This window comes from uncultured Porphyromonas sp. (assembly GCF_905372525.1).
Taxonomy (GTDB): Bacteria; Bacteroidota; Bacteroidia; order Bacteroidales; family Porphyromonadaceae; genus Porphyromonas.
In genome coordinates this window covers 12,907-32,615 of record NZ_CAJPPN010000013.1, presented here as the reverse complement: position 1 = coordinate 32,615, position 19,709 = coordinate 12,907, and the positions used below count along the sequence as shown (strand labels likewise).

Annotated in this window: 13 protein-coding genes; 2 read left to right on the top strand and 11 right to left on the bottom strand. The window is 54.8% G+C overall.

All coding sequences use genetic code 11. The annotated features are described in order from the left end of the window. Nucleotides 1–825: 825 nt before the first annotated feature. On the top strand, nucleotides 826–1,452 hold the full coding sequence (locus tag QZ170_RS03825) for a DUF3575 domain-containing protein (protein ID WP_297177370.1): 627 nt from the start codon (nucleotides 826–828) through the stop codon (nucleotides 1,450–1,452). Between the two features lie 12 nt (nucleotides 1,453–1,464). Further along, entirely contained in the window at nucleotides 1,465–3,138 is a 1,674-nt protein-coding gene (locus QZ170_RS03820; RefSeq protein WP_297177367.1) for a tetratricopeptide repeat protein, read from the top strand. Nucleotides 3,139–3,327: 189 nt separating this feature from the next. Here QZ170_RS03820 and carB read toward each other — a convergent pair whose 3' ends face one another. From carB to QZ170_RS03765, 11 genes are all read right to left on the bottom strand, one after another. Continuing rightward, the gene (gene carB / locus QZ170_RS03815; protein ID WP_297177365.1) at nucleotides 3,328–6,567 is read right to left on the bottom strand and encodes a carbamoyl-phosphate synthase (glutamine-hydrolyzing) large subunit; all 3,240 of its coding nucleotides are present in this window, start codon (nucleotides 6,565–6,567) and stop codon (nucleotides 3,328–3,330) included. A gap of 21 nt (nucleotides 6,568–6,588) precedes the next feature. Next, nucleotides 6,589–7,662 (bottom strand): glutamine-hydrolyzing carbamoyl-phosphate synthase small subunit, encoded by a 1,074-nt coding sequence (gene carA, locus QZ170_RS03810; RefSeq protein WP_297177362.1) that lies wholly within the window; start codon nucleotides 7,660–7,662, stop codon nucleotides 6,589–6,591. Between the two features lie 216 nt (nucleotides 7,663–7,878). Continuing rightward, on the bottom strand, nucleotides 7,879–9,675 hold the full coding sequence (argS, locus tag QZ170_RS03805; RefSeq protein WP_297177359.1) for an arginine--tRNA ligase: 1,797 nt from the start codon (nucleotides 9,673–9,675) through the stop codon (nucleotides 7,879–7,881). A gap of 84 nt (nucleotides 9,676–9,759) precedes the next feature. Continuing rightward, nucleotides 9,760–11,166 (bottom strand): tRNA lysidine(34) synthetase TilS, encoded by a 1,407-nt coding sequence (tilS, locus tag QZ170_RS03800; RefSeq protein WP_297177356.1) that lies wholly within the window; start codon nucleotides 11,164–11,166, stop codon nucleotides 9,760–9,762. A 4-nt stretch (nucleotides 11,167–11,170) separates the two neighbouring features. Beyond that, nucleotides 11,171–12,043: a C4-type zinc ribbon domain-containing protein gene (locus QZ170_RS03795; RefSeq protein WP_297177352.1), complete on the bottom strand. Its 873-nt coding sequence runs from the start codon at nucleotides 12,041–12,043 to the stop codon at nucleotides 11,171–11,173. Nucleotides 12,044–12,054: 11 nt separating this feature from the next. Further along, nucleotides 12,055–13,152: a Nif3-like dinuclear metal center hexameric protein gene (locus QZ170_RS03790; protein ID WP_297177349.1), complete on the bottom strand. Its 1,098-nt coding sequence runs from the start codon at nucleotides 13,150–13,152 to the stop codon at nucleotides 12,055–12,057. Between the two features lie 284 nt (nucleotides 13,153–13,436). Then, complete coding sequence (locus tag QZ170_RS03785) at nucleotides 13,437–16,070, bottom strand: hypothetical protein (protein ID WP_297177346.1); 2,634 nt, start codon at nucleotides 16,068–16,070, stop codon at nucleotides 13,437–13,439. A 26-nt stretch (nucleotides 16,071–16,096) separates the two neighbouring features. After that, nucleotides 16,097–16,879 (bottom strand): GLPGLI family protein, encoded by a 783-nt coding sequence (locus QZ170_RS03780; RefSeq protein WP_297177343.1) that lies wholly within the window; start codon nucleotides 16,877–16,879, stop codon nucleotides 16,097–16,099. A gap of 138 nt (nucleotides 16,880–17,017) precedes the next feature. Beyond that, a complete protein-coding gene (locus tag QZ170_RS03775) occupies nucleotides 17,018–17,797 on the bottom strand; it encodes a GLPGLI family protein (protein ID WP_297177339.1) in 780 nt (259 codons plus the stop codon). 56 nt (nucleotides 17,798–17,853) lie between these two features. Next, nucleotides 17,854–18,729, bottom strand: a complete 876-nt coding sequence (locus tag QZ170_RS03770) for a GLPGLI family protein (RefSeq protein ID WP_297177337.1) — start codon at nucleotides 18,727–18,729, stop codon at nucleotides 17,854–17,856. A gap of 45 nt (nucleotides 18,730–18,774) precedes the next feature. Beyond that, nucleotides 18,775–19,644, bottom strand: a complete 870-nt coding sequence (locus QZ170_RS03765) for a GLPGLI family protein (RefSeq protein WP_297177334.1) — start codon at nucleotides 19,642–19,644, stop codon at nucleotides 18,775–18,777. Nucleotides 19,645–19,709: the final 65 nt, after the last annotated feature.

Here is a 19,709-nt window from a genome sequence, read left to right as displayed (position 1 = left end):
ATACCTAGCCGACCGCTACGGAAGTCGCCCCCGCCTCCCACGCAAAACCGTCTGTGAGAGCAAGGGACTCATAAAGCACCCCTCTGCTATTCCCCGGGTATCTCCCCGCAGGATTAGGACGACGGATACAATCCCGAGTAAAGCCTGGCAAGGCTACCTCGCCTGAGGCGAGACGTACAAGCCCACTAGAGATCAAGCCTCGTATCCTCAGACTCTGCTCCGAGGAGGGATCGACCAGAAAATCCATCTACCTAGCTCTCAGAGGGTATCGAAGGGACGAAGTGCATCTAATAGCCCCAATCATCGACGGTCTACCAGCCCCCCTAGGACGATCACACCGAGGGTGTATTCGCACCCCTATAATGAACGGCTTCATCACCTATGTAAGGTGATGGGAACACTCTTACCGAGAGCGCATCTGCGCTCCTATAATGAACGCTTCCGTCACCTATGTAAGGTGATGAGGGGGCTCTTACCTAGGGCGCATCTGCCACCCTAGATATGCCCGATTCCCCCCCCTTGAGTAGACTCAGAATGATGGGGTATTGTAGGGGGAATTCCTAGGTCTCACCCTCGGTATCGAGAGGGTTGTGGGAGGGCACTCACCCCTAGATACCTACATGCTCTAGAGATATAGGAGCTGGGATGCTGAGGAGAGGTAGGAGGGAAGGGGGAGGGACGGAGTTGGGAATACGAGGCGAGCACTAGGATATTTCTGGAGATGATGATTGAGATAGATATAATTCGTATCTTTGTTCGCCGGCTCATGTGCACCACACCACACCAAAGAAGCCGGTTCGTTAATGATTAAATAACTCTAGATAAATGAGAAGACATCTATTCCTATGCGTTATCCTGGTCTTGCTGAGTAGCGCATCTATCGTTCGGGCTCAGAGCTTTGGTATCAGCACGAATGTACCTTCCCTAGCACTGGGGAATATCAACATTGAGCCATCCATAGGTCTTGGACCTAGACTCTCCCTGCACCTCTCGATGCAGGTTCGCCCCTTCAAGTACGCTCTCCCGATGCCTGCGGGTATGATACACACACTTTACAACCACGGAGTCTACGGGTCTAACGAGCGTCTGAGCTTCAGTAAAGTCACCCATTCGGAGAATATTACCTTCACGCCCAGCTTCCGCTACTGGACGAAGGGTACCTACAACCGGGGGATCTTCTTTGGCGTAAATGGAATAGCCTCCCTCTACAAGTTCGGGTCCGACAAGTTCGATCCCAACTACTCCAAGGGCTACTACTATGGTGGTGGTCTGTCGGCTGGCTATTCTCATGAATTATCAAAGCATTGGAATATTGAAGTAGAGCTAGGGGGATCAGTGATACGCACCCGCTACGACCTCCTCAATGACAAGGATGTGGTCATCCGGAAAGACCTCAGTCGTACACTCATCCTCCCGACCCGCATGTCCCTCAGTATCGTCTACGTGCCTTAATATTTACCCTATATGAAATCAATAAGAATCGCACCACGTATAGCTAGCTTCTTGATCGTGGTCGCGCTCGCCTCCTGTGCCCAGCCTATGACTAAGAAGCTCTTCTATCAGGCTCATAGGCCTCAGGCGCTCCTCCCCACAGAGAAGGAGGAGAAGGCAAATAGCGTAGGCCAGCTCTCCGAGATCGTCTCCTATCAGAAGAAAGTAGATACTATAGCTCGCCCCAAGGTCGATACTACCGCCACTAAGAATGACGGACTGAAGACCTTCAACCTACAAGGGGTAACCATCACCGCTGAGCGCCCCCGAGTGAAGATCTCTACCCTACGCCAGGGGAAGGTGAACCTCACCTTCCTGGTCAATATCCCTAAGGCATTCATGGATGATCGCTATCAGGTCGTCGTTACTCCTACGGTCACCAGCGGAGATACGATCTTCCAACTCGCTCCGATCGTCCTAAAGGGTAAGGAGTTCAAGAAGGTCCAGGATCAGGAGCTGAAGAACTTCGCTGCCTTCGAGAAGAGCCTCGTAGACTCCTCTCGCTACGATAGCGTCTTCTTTGACATGAAGAAGTACAAGGTCGCCGTCAAGCACATCCAGGACGACTACTTCTTCGAGTACAAGAGCCAGCTCAAGCGCCTGCTGAACTACGAGGCTTGGCGCCGCAAGATGGAGGAACGCTACTTCCAGTACAACGCTAAGGTCAAGGGCTCCTACGACGAGCACTACCACAAGAAGGCCCTCGAGATGCTACGTAATAGCTATCAGGTGAACCTCGCCGGCAAGGACTCCACCGGGATCCGTGGACGCTTCCGCTCTACCTACACCCCACAGCGTGAGGAGAAGTATCTCGCCCGCAAGGATCGTAATATCGACCTGAAGAATATCCCTGTAGGCTTCCGAGACATCTATAAGAGAGGCCTCACAGTAGACTCTCTGGAGAATAAGTCTCTGTCGGAGCGTGACTCCCTAGAGATCTCTCAGCACACCTATGACTTCCGCGCGATCGCTCGTAACGAGGACCGGATCAAGAACCACGAAGCCTACCAGAGGCATATCGTGAACTTCCCCCCAGTGGATAGCGCACACCTAGACGAGACGATCACACCGAATAAGACCTTCGCCTATCTCTACAGTCAGGATATCGACGTGACGCCCCAGATCCAGAAGAAGATCCAGCTCTTCATCGAGACCCGTGTGGTAGCTACCGACAAGAGTACCTGGGCTCAGCGAGGAGTAGATACCCTGAGCTATGTAATCTCTGGGATCAACGACCTCGTAGACCCCACACTCATCGAGCGCTGGAGCGATACCGAGGAGTCCGCTAAGGAATACCAGCAGGGGCTCGACCGCATGGCGGCACGTGACTACCGAGCCGCTCTGGAGATATTCCGCAAGTATCCAGACTACAACGCTGCTGTCGCCTTCGCTGCTATGGGTGATGACGAACGTGCACTCATCGTACTTAGCCAGCTGAACCCAACGGGTAAGGTAGAGTACCTCAAGGCTCTCTGTTACGCTCGTCAGAAGAATATCGAAGAGGCTCGTGAAGCCCTACGCAGAGCTGTCAAGCAGGAGAACTTCCTCGTCTTCAAGGCTGAGACAGAGTCCAACTTCGCTGACATCCTAGCCGACGAAGCCTTCCACAAGGAGCTCCTAGACAACGGCGAAGAGCTCGACGAATAACATCTTCCTTCCATACACTTTATACGAAGAGAGGCCATCCCCAGATCTCGGGGGATGGCCTCTCTTACCATCTAATGACACCTAACACGACCCTAACGATACACTCTCCCAGCTCGGGGGAAAAGCTACGGGCGGGAAGGCTGGAGGAGCCTTCTCGCCCGTAGTGCTTATTGGGGTTGCGTTTGAGTCTTAGCGGTACTCGCGCCAGCTCTTGATCTGGAGCCCCTCCAGCGGAAGGGTACAGAAGGCCGTGATGAAGGCCGAGGCTAGACGAGCATTCGTAAGCAAGGGGATATTGAGGTCAATGGCAGCACGACGTAGGCGATAGCCGTTGGTCAGCTCACCTGCAGTAAGGTTCTTGTTGATATTGACGACCATATCGATCTTCTTCTCGTGCAGGAGGTCTAGAGCCTGAGGGTGCCGTCCCTCATCCGTAGGCCAAAAGACCAGCGTGGAGGGAATACCATTCTCAGCGAGCATGTCGTGCGTCCCCTGCGTAGCATAGAGCGTATAGCCCCGCTCGTGGAGGAGGTGTGCAGCATCGAGCATATCCACCTTCTGCTTATAGCCCCCAGTAGAGAGCAGGACAGAACGCTCGGGGATACGATAGCCCACGGAGAGCATAGACTTGAGGATCGCCTCGTTCGTATCATCGCCTAGACAGCCCACCTCGCCGGTGCTCATCATGTCCACACCGAGGACGGGGTCAGCCTTCTGTAGACGAGCGAAGGAGAACTGCGAGGCCTTGATCCCCACATAGTCTAGGTCGAAGGCACTCTTATTCGGCTTCTCGACTTGCTGACCGAGCATGATGCGGGTAGCTAGCTCGATAAAGTTAATCTTCAGCACCTTGCTCACGAAGGGGAAGCTGCGGGAGGCTCTTAGGTTACACTCGATGACCTTGATCTCGTTGCCCTTGGCGAGGAATTGGATGTTGAAGGGCCCCGATATATGCAGAGCCTCTGCGATCTGACGACTGATACGCTTGATACGGCGAACAGTCTCCACATAGAGCTTCTGCCCAGGGAACTGGATCGTCGCATCGCCCGAGTGGACTCCAGCGAACTCGATATGCTCACTGATCGCATAGGCGATGATCTCGCCACGCTGTGCGACGGCATCGATCTCTACCTCCTTGGCGTGCTCGATGAATTGGCTCACGACGACAGGGTGCTCCTTAGAGACCTCGGCAGCGAGCTCGAGGAAGCGATAGAGCTCCTCGGCATTGGAGCAGACGTTCATAGCTGCCCCTGATAGGACGTAGCTAGGACGGACGAGTACGGGGAAGCCAACCTCTGCGATGAAGCTATCTATATCAGACAGCGAGGTGAGCTCTCTCCAGCGGGGCTGGTCGATGCCGAGGCGGTCGAGCATAGCGGAGAACTTATGCCTATCCTCCGCATTGTCGATATCCTCTGCCTGCGTCCCGAGGATCGGGATCTGCTGCGCATGGAGCTTGAGGGCGAGGTTATTCGGTATCTGTCCACCCGTAGAGAGGATGACCCCACGTGGAGTCTCGAGGTCGAGGATGTCTAGGACACGCTCTAGGGTCAGCTCATCGAAGTAGAGACGATCGGTGATGTCGTAGTCCGTGCTGACGGTCTCGGGGTTGTAGTTGATCATCACCGAGCGTAGCCCCTGCTCTCGGATGGTCTGTAGGGCATTCACCCCACACCAGTCGAACTCTACCGAACTACCGATACGATATGCCCCCGAGCCCAGGACGACGACAGAGCGACCATCGGCTTCGTAGGAGATGTCGTTGGCCGTACCGCTGTAGGTGAGATAGAGGTAGTTCGTCTCGGCTGGGTATTCGGCAGCGAGGGTATCGATCTGCTTGACTACGGGGAGGACACCAAGCTTCTTACGCAGGGAGCGTACCTCTAGGGCCTGCTCGTCACGAGCTCGCTCACCGTGCTTGTTCAGGACAAAGCGTGCGATCTGGAAGTCCGAGAAGCCCTGACGCTTGGCATGTAGGAGGAGTTCCTTCGACAGGTCTGCTATGGCGTCCGTCTCTGCTAGGCGGAGAGAAGTACGGACGATGCTCTGTAGCTTATCGAGGAACCAGCGGTCGATCTTGGTCAGCTGGTGCACCTGCTCTACTGTGTAGCCAGAGCGTAGCGCCTGGCTGATCGCAAAGATACGTGTGTCGGTAGGTGCACTCAGAGCACGATCTAGCTCGGAGCTGGCTATCTCCTTGGTGCTATTGCTGACGAAGCCATGCATTCCTTGGCCGATCATACGTAGCCCCTTCTGGATAGCTTCCTCGAAGGTACGTCCGATGGCCATTACTTCGCCCACGGACTTCATGCTACTGCCTAGCTCACGGGACACACCATGGAACTTACCTAGGTCCCAACGAGGGATCTTACAGACGACATAGTCCAGTGCTGGCTCAAAGAAAGCAGGAGTGGTACGTGTGACCGAATTCTTGAGCTCAAAGAGGCCATAGCCGAGCCCTAGCTTAGCAGCTACGAAGGCCAGTGGGTAGCCCGTAGCCTTGGAGGCTAGCGCAGAGGAGCGAGACAGACGGGCATTGACCTCGATCACTCGGTAATCTTCGCTATCGGGGTCTAGGGCGTACTGGACATTACACTCCCCGACGATCCCGATGTGGCGGACGATGCGGATAGCGATCTCTCGGAGCTTGTGGTACTCATTATTGGTTAGGGTCTGAGAGGGAGCTACGACGATACTCTCCCCGGTGTGGATACCGAGGGGGTCGAAGTTCTCCATATTACAGACCGTGATGCAGTTATCATAGCAGTCACGCACGACCTCGTACTCGACTTCCTTCCACCCCTTGAGGCTCTTCTCTACGAGCACCTGTGGGGAGAAGGCAAAGGCCTTGCTACACAGCTCATCTAGCTCCTGCTCGTTGTCACAGAAGCCACTCCCGAGCCCTCCTAGGGCATAGGCTGCACGGATGATCACTGGGTAGCCTAGCGAAGAGGCTGCACGGCGGGCATCCTCGACACACTCCACAGCGTGGCTCTGGATCGTCTTGACATTGATCTCGTCAAGCTTGCGGGCAAATAGGTCACGATCCTCGGTATTCATAATCGCCTCTACGGGGGTACCAAGCACCTCTACACCGAAGCGATCTAGGACACCACTCTGATGGAGAGCCACCCCACAGTTAAGCGCCGTCTGCCCACCGAAGGCAAGGAGGATCCCCTGTGGACGCTCCTTCTCGATCACCTTCTCGATAAAGAAGGGAGTGACGGGGAGGAAGTAGATCTCATCGGCTATCCCCTCGGAGGTCTGTACGGTAGCGATATTGGGGTTCACGAGGACGGTGTGTATCCCCTCCTCTCGTAGAGCCTTCAGCGCCTGCGAGCCTGAGTAGTCAAACTCCCCAGCCTCACCTATCTTCAGAGCTCCTGATCCGAGGAGCAGCACCTTCTGTATCTTGTTCTTGTCGATCATCGTCTATCTGTATTTAGGGGATTAGAGGAGGCTTAGGAATTCGTCAAAGATGAAGACCGTATCGGTAGGCCCACTGCAAGCCTCGGGGTGGAACTGAGCAGAGAAGAAGGGTAGCGTCTCGTGGCAGATCCCTTCGTTCGTACCATCATTGAGGTTGACGTACTTCTCTCTCCAGCCCTCGCCAAGCGTGGAGGTATCGACAGCGTAGCCGTGGTTCTGGCTAGTGATGTAGCATCGGGTCGTACCGACCTCCCGTACGGGCTGGTTATGGCTACGATGCCCATACTTCATCTTGGTGACTCGAGCCCCAGCAGCTGCCGCTAGGAGCTGGTTCCCCATGCAGATACCGCAGATGGGCTTCTTCCTCTCGAAGGCACGGCGGATATGCTCTACCGTCACCTGACACATATTGGGGTCGCCAGGGCCGTTGGAGATGAAGAGACCATCGAAGTCTATTTGGTTGAAGTCATAGTCCCAGGGGACACGGTAGAGTGTGACCTCGGGACGAATGAGGTTGCGCACGATGTTGTTCTTCGCTCCGCAGTCCACGAGCACCACTTTCTTCGGACCATTGCCGTAGATCGTGACCTCCTTGGGTGAGGCCTCAGCTACGAGGTTACGTACGTTGGGGTCTTCGAAGGGAATATCTTCGGCTCCCTCTAGGAGGATCTTACCTCGCATCGAGCCTTTCTCCCGCAGCGTCTTGGCGAGCTCGCGGGTATCTACCCCCGTGAGTCCGAAGACATGCTCCTGACGGAGCCAGTGTCCCAGGGAGTCCTCTGCATTCCAGTGGCTATGCTCCTCTGAGTAGTCCGAGACCACGATCCCTAGGGGATGGATCCGATCGCTCTCTCTGTAGAGTGCGATCCCGTGAGCATCCCGCTCCGAGGAGGGTACCCCATAGTTCCCCACTAGGGGATAGGTCATCACGAGGATCTGACCCCTATAGCTGGGGTCGGTGAAGCTCTCTGTGTAGCCAGTCATGGCGGTAGTGAAGACCACCTCCCCAGCTACTGAAGCTTCGTAGCCGAAGGAATATCCCTCGAATCGGCTACCATCATCTAGGAGCAGTGTCGCATGCTTGTACTCTTGCATTGGGCTTTATCTATATGTAAGGTGATGAAGATCGGTCAGCAAAGGTATTATAAAGAGAAAAGCCGTCTACCAAGCAGAGCTTGACATACGGCTTTCTATATCTTTGGTTGCTCCCGAGGAGCAGAGACCTCAGTGTCATTGATACGCTTGTGAGTGACCTTTAGTAGGGCTTCTTTGCCCTACCTCACGCACAAAGGTAACAAAATTCGACCAACGCTACATCCTATCAGGCATCTCGATCCCTAGTAGACCGAAGGCAGAGGCGATCGTACGAGCTACCACAGAGGAGAGAGCTAGGCGGAACGAACGCAGTGAGGCATCCGGCTCATGGAGCATAGAGTGGTCGTGGTAGAACTGGTTGTACTCCTTCACCAGATCATAGACGTAGCTCGCGATGACGGCTGGGCTGAAGGTGCGTCCAGCCTCTTGTACCACCTCGGGGTAGTCTGTGATTTTAGAGATCAAGGAGATCTCCTTACTCGAGAGGGGGAGATCTGTGGGTAGGACCTCTGGGATCGTACCGAGTCCCTTTTCCTCAGCCCTACGGATCACGCTACAGATACGAGCGTAGGTGTACTGGATGAATGAGCCCGTGTTGCCATTGAAGTCAATACTTTCCTCAGGGTTGAAGACCATATTCTTCCTAGGGTCTACCTTTAGGATAAAGTACTTGAGTGAACCGAGCCCGACACGGCGAGCTACCTCCTGAGCCTCTTCGGGGGACATATCGCTGGCCTTACCCTGCTCGTGAGCGATGGTGAGCGCCGTCTGAGTCATCTCGTCCATCAGGTCATCGGCATCCACGACGGTACCCTCACGACTCTTCATCTTGCCATTGGGTAGCTCTACCATCCCATAGCTAAAGTGTACAAGTCCCTTGCCGAAGGCATAGCCTAGGCGGTCAAGGAGTAGGGAGAGCACCTTGAAGTGATACTCCTGCTCGTTACCCACGACATAGACCATCTTATCGATGGGATACTTATCAAAGCGCATCTTCGCAGTACCAATGTCCTGCGTGATGTAGACAGAGGTGCCATCAGAGCGAAGGAGGATCTTCCTATCCAACCCTTCGCTGGTGAAGTCCGCCCATACAGAACCATCAGGGTCCTGTACGAAGAGCCCTTCGTTGAGTCCACGGAGTACCTCTTCCTTGCCTAGGAGATAGGTCAGAGACTCATAGTAGATCTCGTCAAAGCTTACCCCTAGACGACGGTATGTCTCATCGAAGCCTGCGTAGACCCATGAGTTCATCATGCGCCAGAGGCTCACCACCTCCTCATCGCCTTCTTCCCAGCGACGGAGCAGGGCACGAGCCTCGGCCATGAGGGGGGAGGCAGCCTCGGCTTCCTCCTGGCTCTTGCCCTCGGAGATGAGGGCAGCTACCTCGGCCTTGTAGTGCTTGTCGAAGAGCACATAGAAGTCCCCGATCAGATGGTCTCCCTTCTTACCCGTACTCTCTGGAGTGGCGCCATTGCCCCAACGCATCCACGCAAGCATCGACTTACAGATATGGATACCTCGGTCATTGACGATATTTGTCTTGAAGACTTTGTTCCCCGTAGCCTCTAGGATCTTGGCAATACTATAGCCGAGGAGGTTGTTGCGGATATGGCCTAGGTGGAGCGGCTTATTGGTGTTAGGCGATGAATACTCTACCATGACAAAGGGCGCATCAGCACCTGCCTGGACATGCCCATAGTGCTCCTCGTGGCGAATGCTATTCAGCTCCTCAAGCCAAGCGGAGGGGGCAATCGTAAGGTTCAGAAAGCCCTTAACGACCTGCACCGAGCTCACCAGTGGCGAGTGCTCCAGCAGATAGCTCCCGAGCTCCTGTGCTGTTGCCTCTGGGCTCTTTCGTGAGATCTTCAATAGGGGAAAGGTAACAAGTGTCCACTGCCCCTCGAACTCGCTACGTGTCCGCTGTAGCTGAAGCTGTGTGGCACTGACCTGCTGTCCGTAGAGGGCTTCTACAGCCTCCATCGCAGACTGCTGTAGGGATTGTATGATCGACATACTCGTTCTATGCTTTATTTATTCTGCTTATAATCAACCTTGGGAGGGACAAAGGTACACTTTCTAGGGGGATAGCTCCCTACCCTACTCTTCCTCCCTATCCCTCTCTTCTCCAAGAGGGCTGCTTAGGCGAAGGTGCAGGACCTGCTTGGTCTCTGCTGACAGGGCATACCGACGATCGGGGACGTGCCCAATGAGCCAAAGGATCTGATCTCCTCGGACGAGAAGCAGTGCCTCTGCCCGATCTCGGTGGCTATACTTGCCATCGATGAAGATACGGCGGAGGAGCTTGCGCCCCTTCATACCATAGGGATAGAGGGCATCCCCCTCCTCGCGTCTGCGGATCAAGAGCTCTGTCACCCCCAATGCCTCGTAGTCATAGAGAGCTTCATTAGGGGGCAGAGGAAGGAGGCTACGATGATTCTCGGGACTAGGATAGACTTCCCACCTGAGTACAGAGCCCGAGGGAAGTATTAGCTCTCCCCCCTGAGCTATATCGATGGTCTCCCGATAGGCAGTGACCTCTTTGTCTCGTGGCCTTAGCTCCAGATACTCACTTCCCCGCACCAGGGTGTACCCAGCGCTGTGAAAGGTAGCTCCTGCAGTCCCCTCTCTTAGCTGCGAGTGGATCTGTAGGACGAGCTCCCGTGAGAAGCCATAGGGGTGAAGGAGTTCGTAGAGTAGCGTCTGTGGAGCTGAGGTGCCGAGGATACCGGGCACACTGATCTCGCCTCGCTCTGTGAGGAGCTCCCGCCGAAGCTCCTCTACCCGCTCTAGGTAAAGCGTCTCCACCCCACGGAGGTTCTCCAGAGTACGCTCGGCTGCCCTGCGGAAGGAGGGATTGAGCTCCTCCAGCAAAGGGATTAAGCGGTGGCGAATGAGATTACGCCGATAGCGTAGGTCTGCGTTGGAGCTATCCTCGCGATAGGGCTGACCAAGAGAGCGGAGATAGTCCAAGACCAGTGTCCTCGGACAGTCCATTAGGGGACGAATGATCCCATCCGTATCCCTGCGGTAAGGCATACCACTCATGCCCCGTATACCTGTCCCCATCGAGAGGTTCAGCAGGAGGGTCTCTATCCGGTCATCCGCATTATGAGCTACGGCAGTGACCGTAGGCACCCTCGCCTGATCCCTCAGGGAGGCAAACCAACGATAGCGGAGCCCCCTCGCCCCCATCTCCACCGAGACTCCTGCGTGAGCTGCTACATAGGCTCGGGTATCAAAGTGCTGGACGAGATAGGGAAGGCCGTGTTGCTCTGCTAGGCTACGGACGAAGGCCTCATCCCCGTCACTCTCCTCACCCCTCAGGGCGAAGTCGCAGTGCAGGAGCCGTAGATGCGCTCCATAGCCTAAAGCTAAAAGAGCCATCAGCAGGGCTACAGAGTCTGCGCCCCCACTGATGGCAAGATGTATCTGCTCCCTCCCAGTGGGTAGGAGCTGGTGAGACCGTATCGTCTCCGAGACCCGCACGAGGAGCGGATGAGGCATAGGCCTACTGGTGCTCGTGAGCCTCCTCGATGAGCTCGGGATCAACGAGGATACGTCCGCAGTATTCGCAGACGATGATCTTCTTGTGGAGCTTCAGGTCTACCTGACGCTGGGGTGGGATCTTATTGAAGCAACCTCCGCAGGCATCACGGTCAATGGGTACTACGGCTAGGCCATTACGAGCACCCTCACGGATACGGCGAAAGGCATGTAGGAGACGCTCCTCGATCCCCTCCTCTAGGCGGATGGCTTCAGCACGTAGAGCTTCTTCCTCTTGCTTCGTCTCGTTCTTGATACGAGCTAGTTCCTCCTGCTTGGACTGTAGGTCGATCTTGCGCTCAGCGATCGTCTCCTTGAGGGCGGCGATACGCTCGCTACGCTGCTGGATGTCTGCGTTGCCCTCGTTGATACGCTTCTGGGAGAGCTCGATCTCGAGTCCCTGGAATTCGATCTCCTTAGAGAGGTTATCGTACTCGCGGTTATTCTTGACATTGTCGAGCTGTACCTTGTACTTCTCGATCTTCTCCTCCGAGGTCACGATACGAGCCTTCTCGGTGGCGATGGCTTGCTTCTGCCGCTTGTTGTCCTCCTCGAGATGCTTTAGACGTGTCTCCATCCCTGCGATCTCATCCTCGAGATCCTGCACTTCTAGTGGGAGCTCGCCACGCAGGGTCTTGATATGATCGATCTTGGTAAAGGTCTCCTGCAGACGGCTCAGTGCGATGAGCTTATCTGCGACACTTCCTTCGCGGGAGCTGACAGCAGGATCAGCGACGGGCTGCTCGACGACCGCCTCGGTCTGGACGGCGGGGACCTCAGCCCTCTTCACGGTCTTCTTCGCTGCCGTTGTAGTCTTCTTCGTTGTTTCTTTCGCCATTATAAAATGCTCTATAGCGCTATTATAGGATTGGAGTCTAACTCGCTTTGATAGACCGCAAAGTTAGCTATTTTCGCTGAAATGATTTCCGCTAGTAGCCGTGAGGCTATCTTTTCGCTCTCGTAGTGGCCGACCGTGACGAGGACGGGACTCCCCTCGCAGTCAAAGTAGTCATTATACTTCGCTTCCCCCGTGATGAAGATGTCGGCACCTAGTGCCCGAGCCTTCCTCCAGAGGAATGCTCCAGCCCCACCACATAGGGCTACTCGACTTACGCTCTCCTTCTTCGTCACACTATAGCGTAGCTGTCGTGTCTGGAAGTAGCGCTCCACCTCAGCGAGGAAAGTGCGCAGGGGCTGAGGCTCTGGGAGATCGCCGATGATACCGCTACCAGTAGTCCGATCCTGATTCCGCAGAGCTACAAAGCTATAAGCGGGGGTCTCGTAGGGATGGGAGCGAAGGAGAGCCTCCTCCACTCGCCCCTCGAGGTAGGCTGGTAGGACGACGCTCAGCCGATCCTCTGGCTCTCGGTGCAGGGTACCCACTTGCCCCACAAAGGGCTGCGCCCCATCGAGTGCACGGAACGTCCCCTCACCCTGTGAGCGGTAGCTGCAGCTGTCGTAAGCTCCTAGGCGGCCTGCCCCTGCCTCCCAGAGAGTAGCCGAGACAGCCTCGGTATGGGCTCTGGGGACAAAGGTCACCAGCTCCACGAGCTGGTTCGGCGAAGGCTCTAGTACCCGCACTTGCTGGAGACCAAGGTCACGAGCCATCAGGTGGTTCAGCCCCTCAGGGGCATTGTCCGCCGAAGTGTGGGCGGCATAGATACTGATCCCATGCTGGAGGGCTAGGCGCACACACCGCTCGATATAGCTCGAGGTGCCGATACGCTTAAGCCCCTTAAATAGAAGGGGGTGATGGGCGATGATGACATTTGCTCCTCGCTCGATAGCCTCTCTGATGACAGCTTCGGCGACATCCACACAGCAGAGGACGCCCGTAGCTACGGCCGAGGGATCCCCGACCTGAAGGCCACAGTTGTCATAGCTCTCTTGCAGTGCCGAAGGGATCTTCGCCTCTAGGGCATCCCACACCTCGTGTACTCGTATCATAAATCTGTAGTTTCTAGTCCATTCTTGATAGCATCTCCAAAGGTAGCTAATTTTCCCTCGCACCTCTAGCTCCTCTGTCTCTCTCCCTCCATACCTGCCGCAGAGCCTCCTTACTCCCCCGAAGAACATCCCTCCCCCCCTCTACACTGCTGTCTCCATGCCCCTAGGACGGATATACCCGCTACCTCTGTAGGGGTAGCGGGCATACCTCGGAGTGAGCCATAAAGCCCCACTCATCGTCCCTACGCTCCTAGCCCTGTAGGGATAGAGGGGGCGCCAGAGGACTAGTAACGGTAGTTAAAGGTCAGCAGTATGGAGCGAGGGCGCAGGAATGTCCTACGTACAAACTCGTCAAGAAGGTTGTAGTGCACCGACTTGCGTTCTCGTGCATCCAAGAGGTTCTCTGCACTAAGGCTTAGTGTCCAGAGACGGCGCTTGTAGCGCAGACTCACATCCAGGAAGTGAAGATCGTCTGGACGCTGCCCCTCGGTACGTAGCCACGTAGACTCTGAGGAGAGCACGAGGAAGGTGTACTTCAGGGGTTGTAGGGTCAGCTTCGGACTTAGCCCCCAGGTCTCAGCATGGCTACGGAAGAAGCGAGAGGACAGATGGCTCATATAGTAGCTACCGTCTATATCGAGTGTGACCACGGACGATGGGGCAAACGAGATACGGGGCTGTAGCTGATAGCCCCCTCCGAAGCTATCGTAGGTGCGTCCCTGTCTCAGGACTGGCTGGCTCACAAAGTTCAGAGAAGACACCAGCGAGAAGGTCGTATTCAGTGCCGGGAAGTAGCGAGAGAACCAGAGGCTCCCCATCCACGTATCCCGCTCCGAGGGCCGTCTGGTGACGCTGGAGATCTGCTCCCCATGCTGTACATCACGCACTAGGCTATACTCCGAGTAGCTACGTGTCCACCCCACCGAGAGGTTGCAGAAGAGTCCCTGCATCGGGCGCCTATAGACTAGGGAGAGCATTCCCCGTAGCTCCCTATGAGCTAGTAGCTGAGGTACCCGCTGATAGATACGTGTGTCGTAGCGAGTCTTCAGAGGCTCTAGCAGGAAGGTCGCCAAGCTACGAGAGAGCTGCCCCCGATAGCCCCCACTCCCCGTCAGCTTCAGTCCTGGGAAGAAGCTATAGGAGGCATCGAGGGATACTCCCGGGGTCAGACGGACAAGCGAATAGGAGCTCCTTGCCCCCTCCATCCCATAGCGGTAGTGCTCCAGTAGTAGGGTCGTCGGTAGGCCTAGAGAGAGGGTAGCCTTCGGGGTCTGATAGCTAAAGGTCGGCGACGTGCTAAGGGATAGCCCTCCGCCCCTCACCTCATCCTCACCCCGAGGCTGTAGGTGATCCCCAGCCGAGATCTGGCCATAGTGTGCGAGGACATCTACCATACCCGATAGGCTGATCCGTGAGGAGAGCGTATGGCTGTAGCCAAAGGAGGTCGTCGCCGATCCGGCGTATCCCGCTAGGGACTCATCGAAGGCATAGCCACTGGTCGGGACGGCATACTTCATCCGAGGGATCGCATGGAACTTCAGCGTACCATCTAGCTTGAGGTGCCCCTGCTCACTCGTCTCTCTACGCCAGGTACACTGCTCTCTCAGCGTATAGTAGAGCCAAGACTGGCTGTGAGGTATCGGGTGAGCATCACGCAGCAGATCCGTAGAGCCCTTTCCCCCGTTGAGGTCAAGGGTGAGTACACTCGATAGGTAGCTCTTCTGGCGGTTGGCGGTATAGTCGATTACAGCTTGACCTAGATGGGTTAACCGGTGCTCAGGGCGAAGCTCCTCGTACTGCTCCGTCTGATCGCCTAGGTGTAGGCGGACAGCATTGTGCTCCCGGGTAGCAGCGCGCTTGGCACTGTAGGCGAAGTTGTAGCGGAGGGTTACTTCCTCTTCCTCTAGTCGGTGTATCCCGTTGATCGTAGCCCCTAGAGCTCCATGCCCTAGATCGGCACGCCCCATAGATGTGGAGAGAGCCCCCATACCCACTAGGGAGCGGAGCCCCAGCATCCCCTCCTCGGGTGGATAGAGTCCCTCGGCAGCGATCGCCTCGGGGGTCTGATGGGCTCCTAGGAGGGAGAGGAACTGCAGTCGGCTATTCACCAGCAAGGCAAGAGCCTTGCCCCCATAGAGGGGCTCTCGGGGAGTCCCCTCCTCTACTCCACCCTCTGCCTGGAGTTCACCTACGGGGCGAAGCATATTCTTATTCTTCAGATGTACGTTGAGGATAGTCTCAGTACCCTGCTGCTTATCTCTCAGGAACTTGACCTTCTGAAAGTGTTCGATTAGGTCGATACTTGCGACGTCGTCAGCCTTGATGTTGCGTGTAGCCACCGCATACCTTCCCCCGAGCATATTCATCCCCTCGATGTACACTCCCGATATGGGCTTCCCTTGGAAGGTGATGACGCCATGCCCATCGACATTGAGAGAGGGTACTCGCTTGATCAAGTCCTCTAACGTGCTGGTTGCGATGGTCTTCAGCTGGCGAGCACTAAACGTCGTCGTATCTCCCTTACTTCGGATAGCGGGAGCATTGACACGCACGGGACGGAGCTCAATAGCCTTAGGGGCTAGCTGTAGGGTAAGGGACTCATAAGGGGGGCGAAGGGGCAGAACCAGGCTCTCGTAGCCCATACGCCTCAGGCGGAGCTGCAGAGCCTCTCCCCCACTGGTCTCCTGCCAAGAGAGGACAAAGGAGCCCTCATTATCCGTCTGAGCATAGGCGACCTGGCGAGGCTTCTCACCCTCAGCAGGCACACGCTCAAGCAAGACGATGACACCAGAGAGGGGCTGCTGGCCCTCCTTGCTCTGTATCCGTCCCTTCAGTGTCTGTGTCTGCTTCTCTTGTGCATAGCCTTGGCTTATGATTCCGTAGAGGCAGAGGAGCAGGATGAGTAGTTTTCGCAGCATAGTGTGTAGATAGATTAGGGGGTGGATTAGGGAGTAACCCGACGTAGGGGCGTATAGAGGAAGCGACGGCGAGGCAAGGGTTCCTCGGCAGCCTTGCCAATGGGACGCACTAAGCCCGAGCCCAGCATGACCTTGCCGGGATCCGCCGCATACTTCATATAGGCTTTGATGACCTTCTCTCGATCAGACTTGAAGTAGTTCCGCAGATTGAACGGGATAGGGATCTTGCGGTCAGCGACACTCAGTAGGAGGAAGTCGTGCAGGTACTCGGTGTCGTAGGCCTGTACAATGAGTCCAGGTAAGCCCCGCAAGAGCCACGGTCCTGACGAGCAAGCCAGCTCAGGAGCATACCACACGACCCAGTGACGACCGTACAAATCACACTCGGCCTGGATGCAGTCGTAGCCCATGAGGTTCTTCACCGAGTCCTCGTTGATCTTCCACTGGATAGGCTCGAGTGGCTCCTCAGAGATGTAGTTGTCGGTGAATACGCGATCCGTCATTGAGACCCTACCCTCAGGATAACCTAGATAGACCTTCCACTTGATATTAGATCTATTGAAAGGCACCCCTTTCTCCCTAGTCCTAAAATAGCTCTCCTCGTAAGGCTTGTTATCAAAAATTATCCCTAGTGAATCCCTTTGATAGTCATCGTCTCCTTCAAACTTCTGTGCTTTATTTCCCACAAGGAGTACCATGAGATGGGTATCTGTCTTACCACTATCCACAAAGGCATAGCGATACTCACACTTCAGATAGGCCGTATCTATAGTTTTATAATTACGATAGACATAGGGCTTATCGAACATCTGAGCAGAGGCATGAAGGGGCAAACCCAGCAACCCGAGACACAGAAGAAGGGAGAGGGACAGGGGGCGTAGTGGGTGTTTTGTTATCGTCCTCATAGTAGCTGGGTATTGAATGTGGGAGCTAATATCTATTTAGGGTTAGGGAGTAACCCGACGTAGGGGCGTGTAGAGGAAGCGACGGCGAGGCAAGGGTTCCTCAGCAGCCTTGCCTATAGGACGCACTAGACCTGAGCCAAACATAACCTTACCAGGATCTGCCGCATACTTCATATAGGCTTTGATGACCTTCTCCCGCTCGGACTTGAAGTAGTTCCGCTCAATGAACGGGATAGGGATCTTGCGGTCAGCGACACTCAGTAGAAGGAAGTCGTGCAGATACTCGGTGTCGTAAGCCTGTACAATGAGTCCAGGTAAGCCCCGCAAGAGCCACGGCCCCGACGAGCAAGCCAGCTCTGGAGTATACCATACGACCCAGTGACGGCCATATAGGTCACACTCTGCCTGGATGCAGTCGTAGCCCATGAGATTCTTCACTGAGTCCTCGTTGATCTTCCACTGGATAGGCTCAAGTGGCTCCTCGGAGAGGTAGTTGTCAATGAACACTCGATCTGCTATCGATACTTTGCCTTCGGGGTAGCCTAGATAGACAGACCACTTAGTACCAGATCGAAAATCACCTTGGAACTTTTGCACCTTATTCCCTACTAGGAGCACCATTAGATGGGTATCTGTCTTACCACTATCCACAAAGGCATACCGATACTCGCACTTTAGATAGGTTGTATCTACAGCCTTAAAGCGAAGATAATAGGTAATTCGATCTTCCTTTTGAGCCCAAGAATGCTGATATATCCCCAACAGCCCGAGGCACAGAAGGAGGGAAAGGAGCAGGGCATGTAACCGATGCTTTGTTGTCATTCTCGTAATAGTTATAGATTGACTCCTAGACAGGTTTCACAGAGTTCAGAGGTTCATCAGAGGCTCACCCGGCGTAGGGGTGTGTAGGGGAAGCGACGACGAGGCGAGGGCTCCTCAGCAGCCTTACCAATGGGACGTACTAGGCCCGAGCCAATCATGACCTTGCCGGGATCTGCCGCATACTTCATATAGGCTTTGATGACCTTCTCTCGCTCAGACTTGAAGTAGTTCAGCAGATTAAACGGGATAAGGATCTTGCGGTCTGCGACACTCAGTAGGAGGAAGTCGTGCAGATACTCGGTGTCGTAGGCCTGTACAATGAGCCCAGGCAGCCCCCGCAAGAGCCACGGGCCTGACGAGCAGGGTAGCTCCGGGGCATACCAAACGACCCAGTGACGGCCGTACAGATCACACTCAGCCTGGATACAGTCATAGCCCATGAGGTTCTTCACTGAGTCCTCATTGATCTTCCACTGGATAGGCTCAAGTGGCTCCTCGGAGAGGTAGTTGTCAATGAACACTCGATCAGCTATTGAGACCTTCCCTTTGGGGTAATCTAGGTAAACAGACCATCTAGTTCCAGACCTAAAGAAAGGCACCCCTTTCTCCCTAGCCACAAAGTAGCTATCCTTATGAGGTTTGTTGTCAAAGAGCACCCCTAGTGAATCCCTTTGATATTCATCATCCCCTTGAAACTTCTGCGCTTTATTCCCTACGAGAAGTACCATGAGGTGGGTATCTGTCTTACCACTATCCACAAAAGCATAGCGATACTCACACTTCAGATAGGCCGTATCTATAGCCACATAGTCGTTATAGACATAGGGCTTGTCCTCCCACTGGGCGGAGGCCCATAGGGGCAAGCCCAACAGCCCGAGACACAGAAGGAGGGAAGGGAGCAGGGCATGTAACCGATGCTTTGTTGCTGTCATTCTCGTAATAGTTATAGATCGACTCCTAGGCAGGTTCCACAGTGGTCAGAGGTTCACCCGACGTAGCGGAGTGAAAAGACGACGATAGAAGGACAAGGGCTCCTTGCCAACGGGACGTACTAGACCTGAGCCTAGTATAACCTTGCCGGGATCTGCCGCATACTTCATATAGGCTTTGATGACCTTCTCCCGCTCAGACTTGAAGTAGTTCCGCTCAATGAACGGAATAGGGATCTTGCGGTCTGCGACACTCAGTAGGAGGAAGTCGTGCAGATACTCGGTGTCGTAGGCCTGTACGATGAGCCCAGGTAAGCCCCTCAAGAGCCACGGGCCTGACGAGCAGGATAGCTCGGGGGCATACCAAGCGACCCAGTGACGACCATAGAGGTCACACTCTGCCTGGATGCAGTCGTAGCCCATGAGGTTCTTCACCGAATCCTCGTTAATCTTCCACTGGATAGGCTCGAGTGGCTCCTCAGAGAGGTAGTTATCGGTGAATACGCGATCCGCCACAGAGACTTTACCCTCGGGGTAATCTAGGTAGACAGTCCACTTGGTGTTCGACCTATTGAAGGGTACCCCCTTCTCCCTAGACCTAAAGTAACTCACCTGATGGGGCTTATTATCGAAGATTATCGCTAGCGAGTCCGATTGATAACCATCATCTCCTTGGAACTTCTGAACTTTATTCCCCACGAGAAGTACCATCAGATGGGTATCTGTCTTACCACTATCCACGAAAGCATAACGATACTCACACTTCAGATAGGCTGTATCTATAGTCCTAAAGCGAAGATAGTAAGAAACACGCTCTCCGTTTTGAGCAGAAGAGTGCTGGTATACCCCGAATATCCCAAGGCATAGAAAAACGGGGAGGAGGAACAGGTTAGCGCTATGTATCGTAAAAGATTTCATAACATATCATGGTTTAATCGTAATAGTTACATAGGGGAAGGGAAAACTTCCCCTTCCCCTATGTA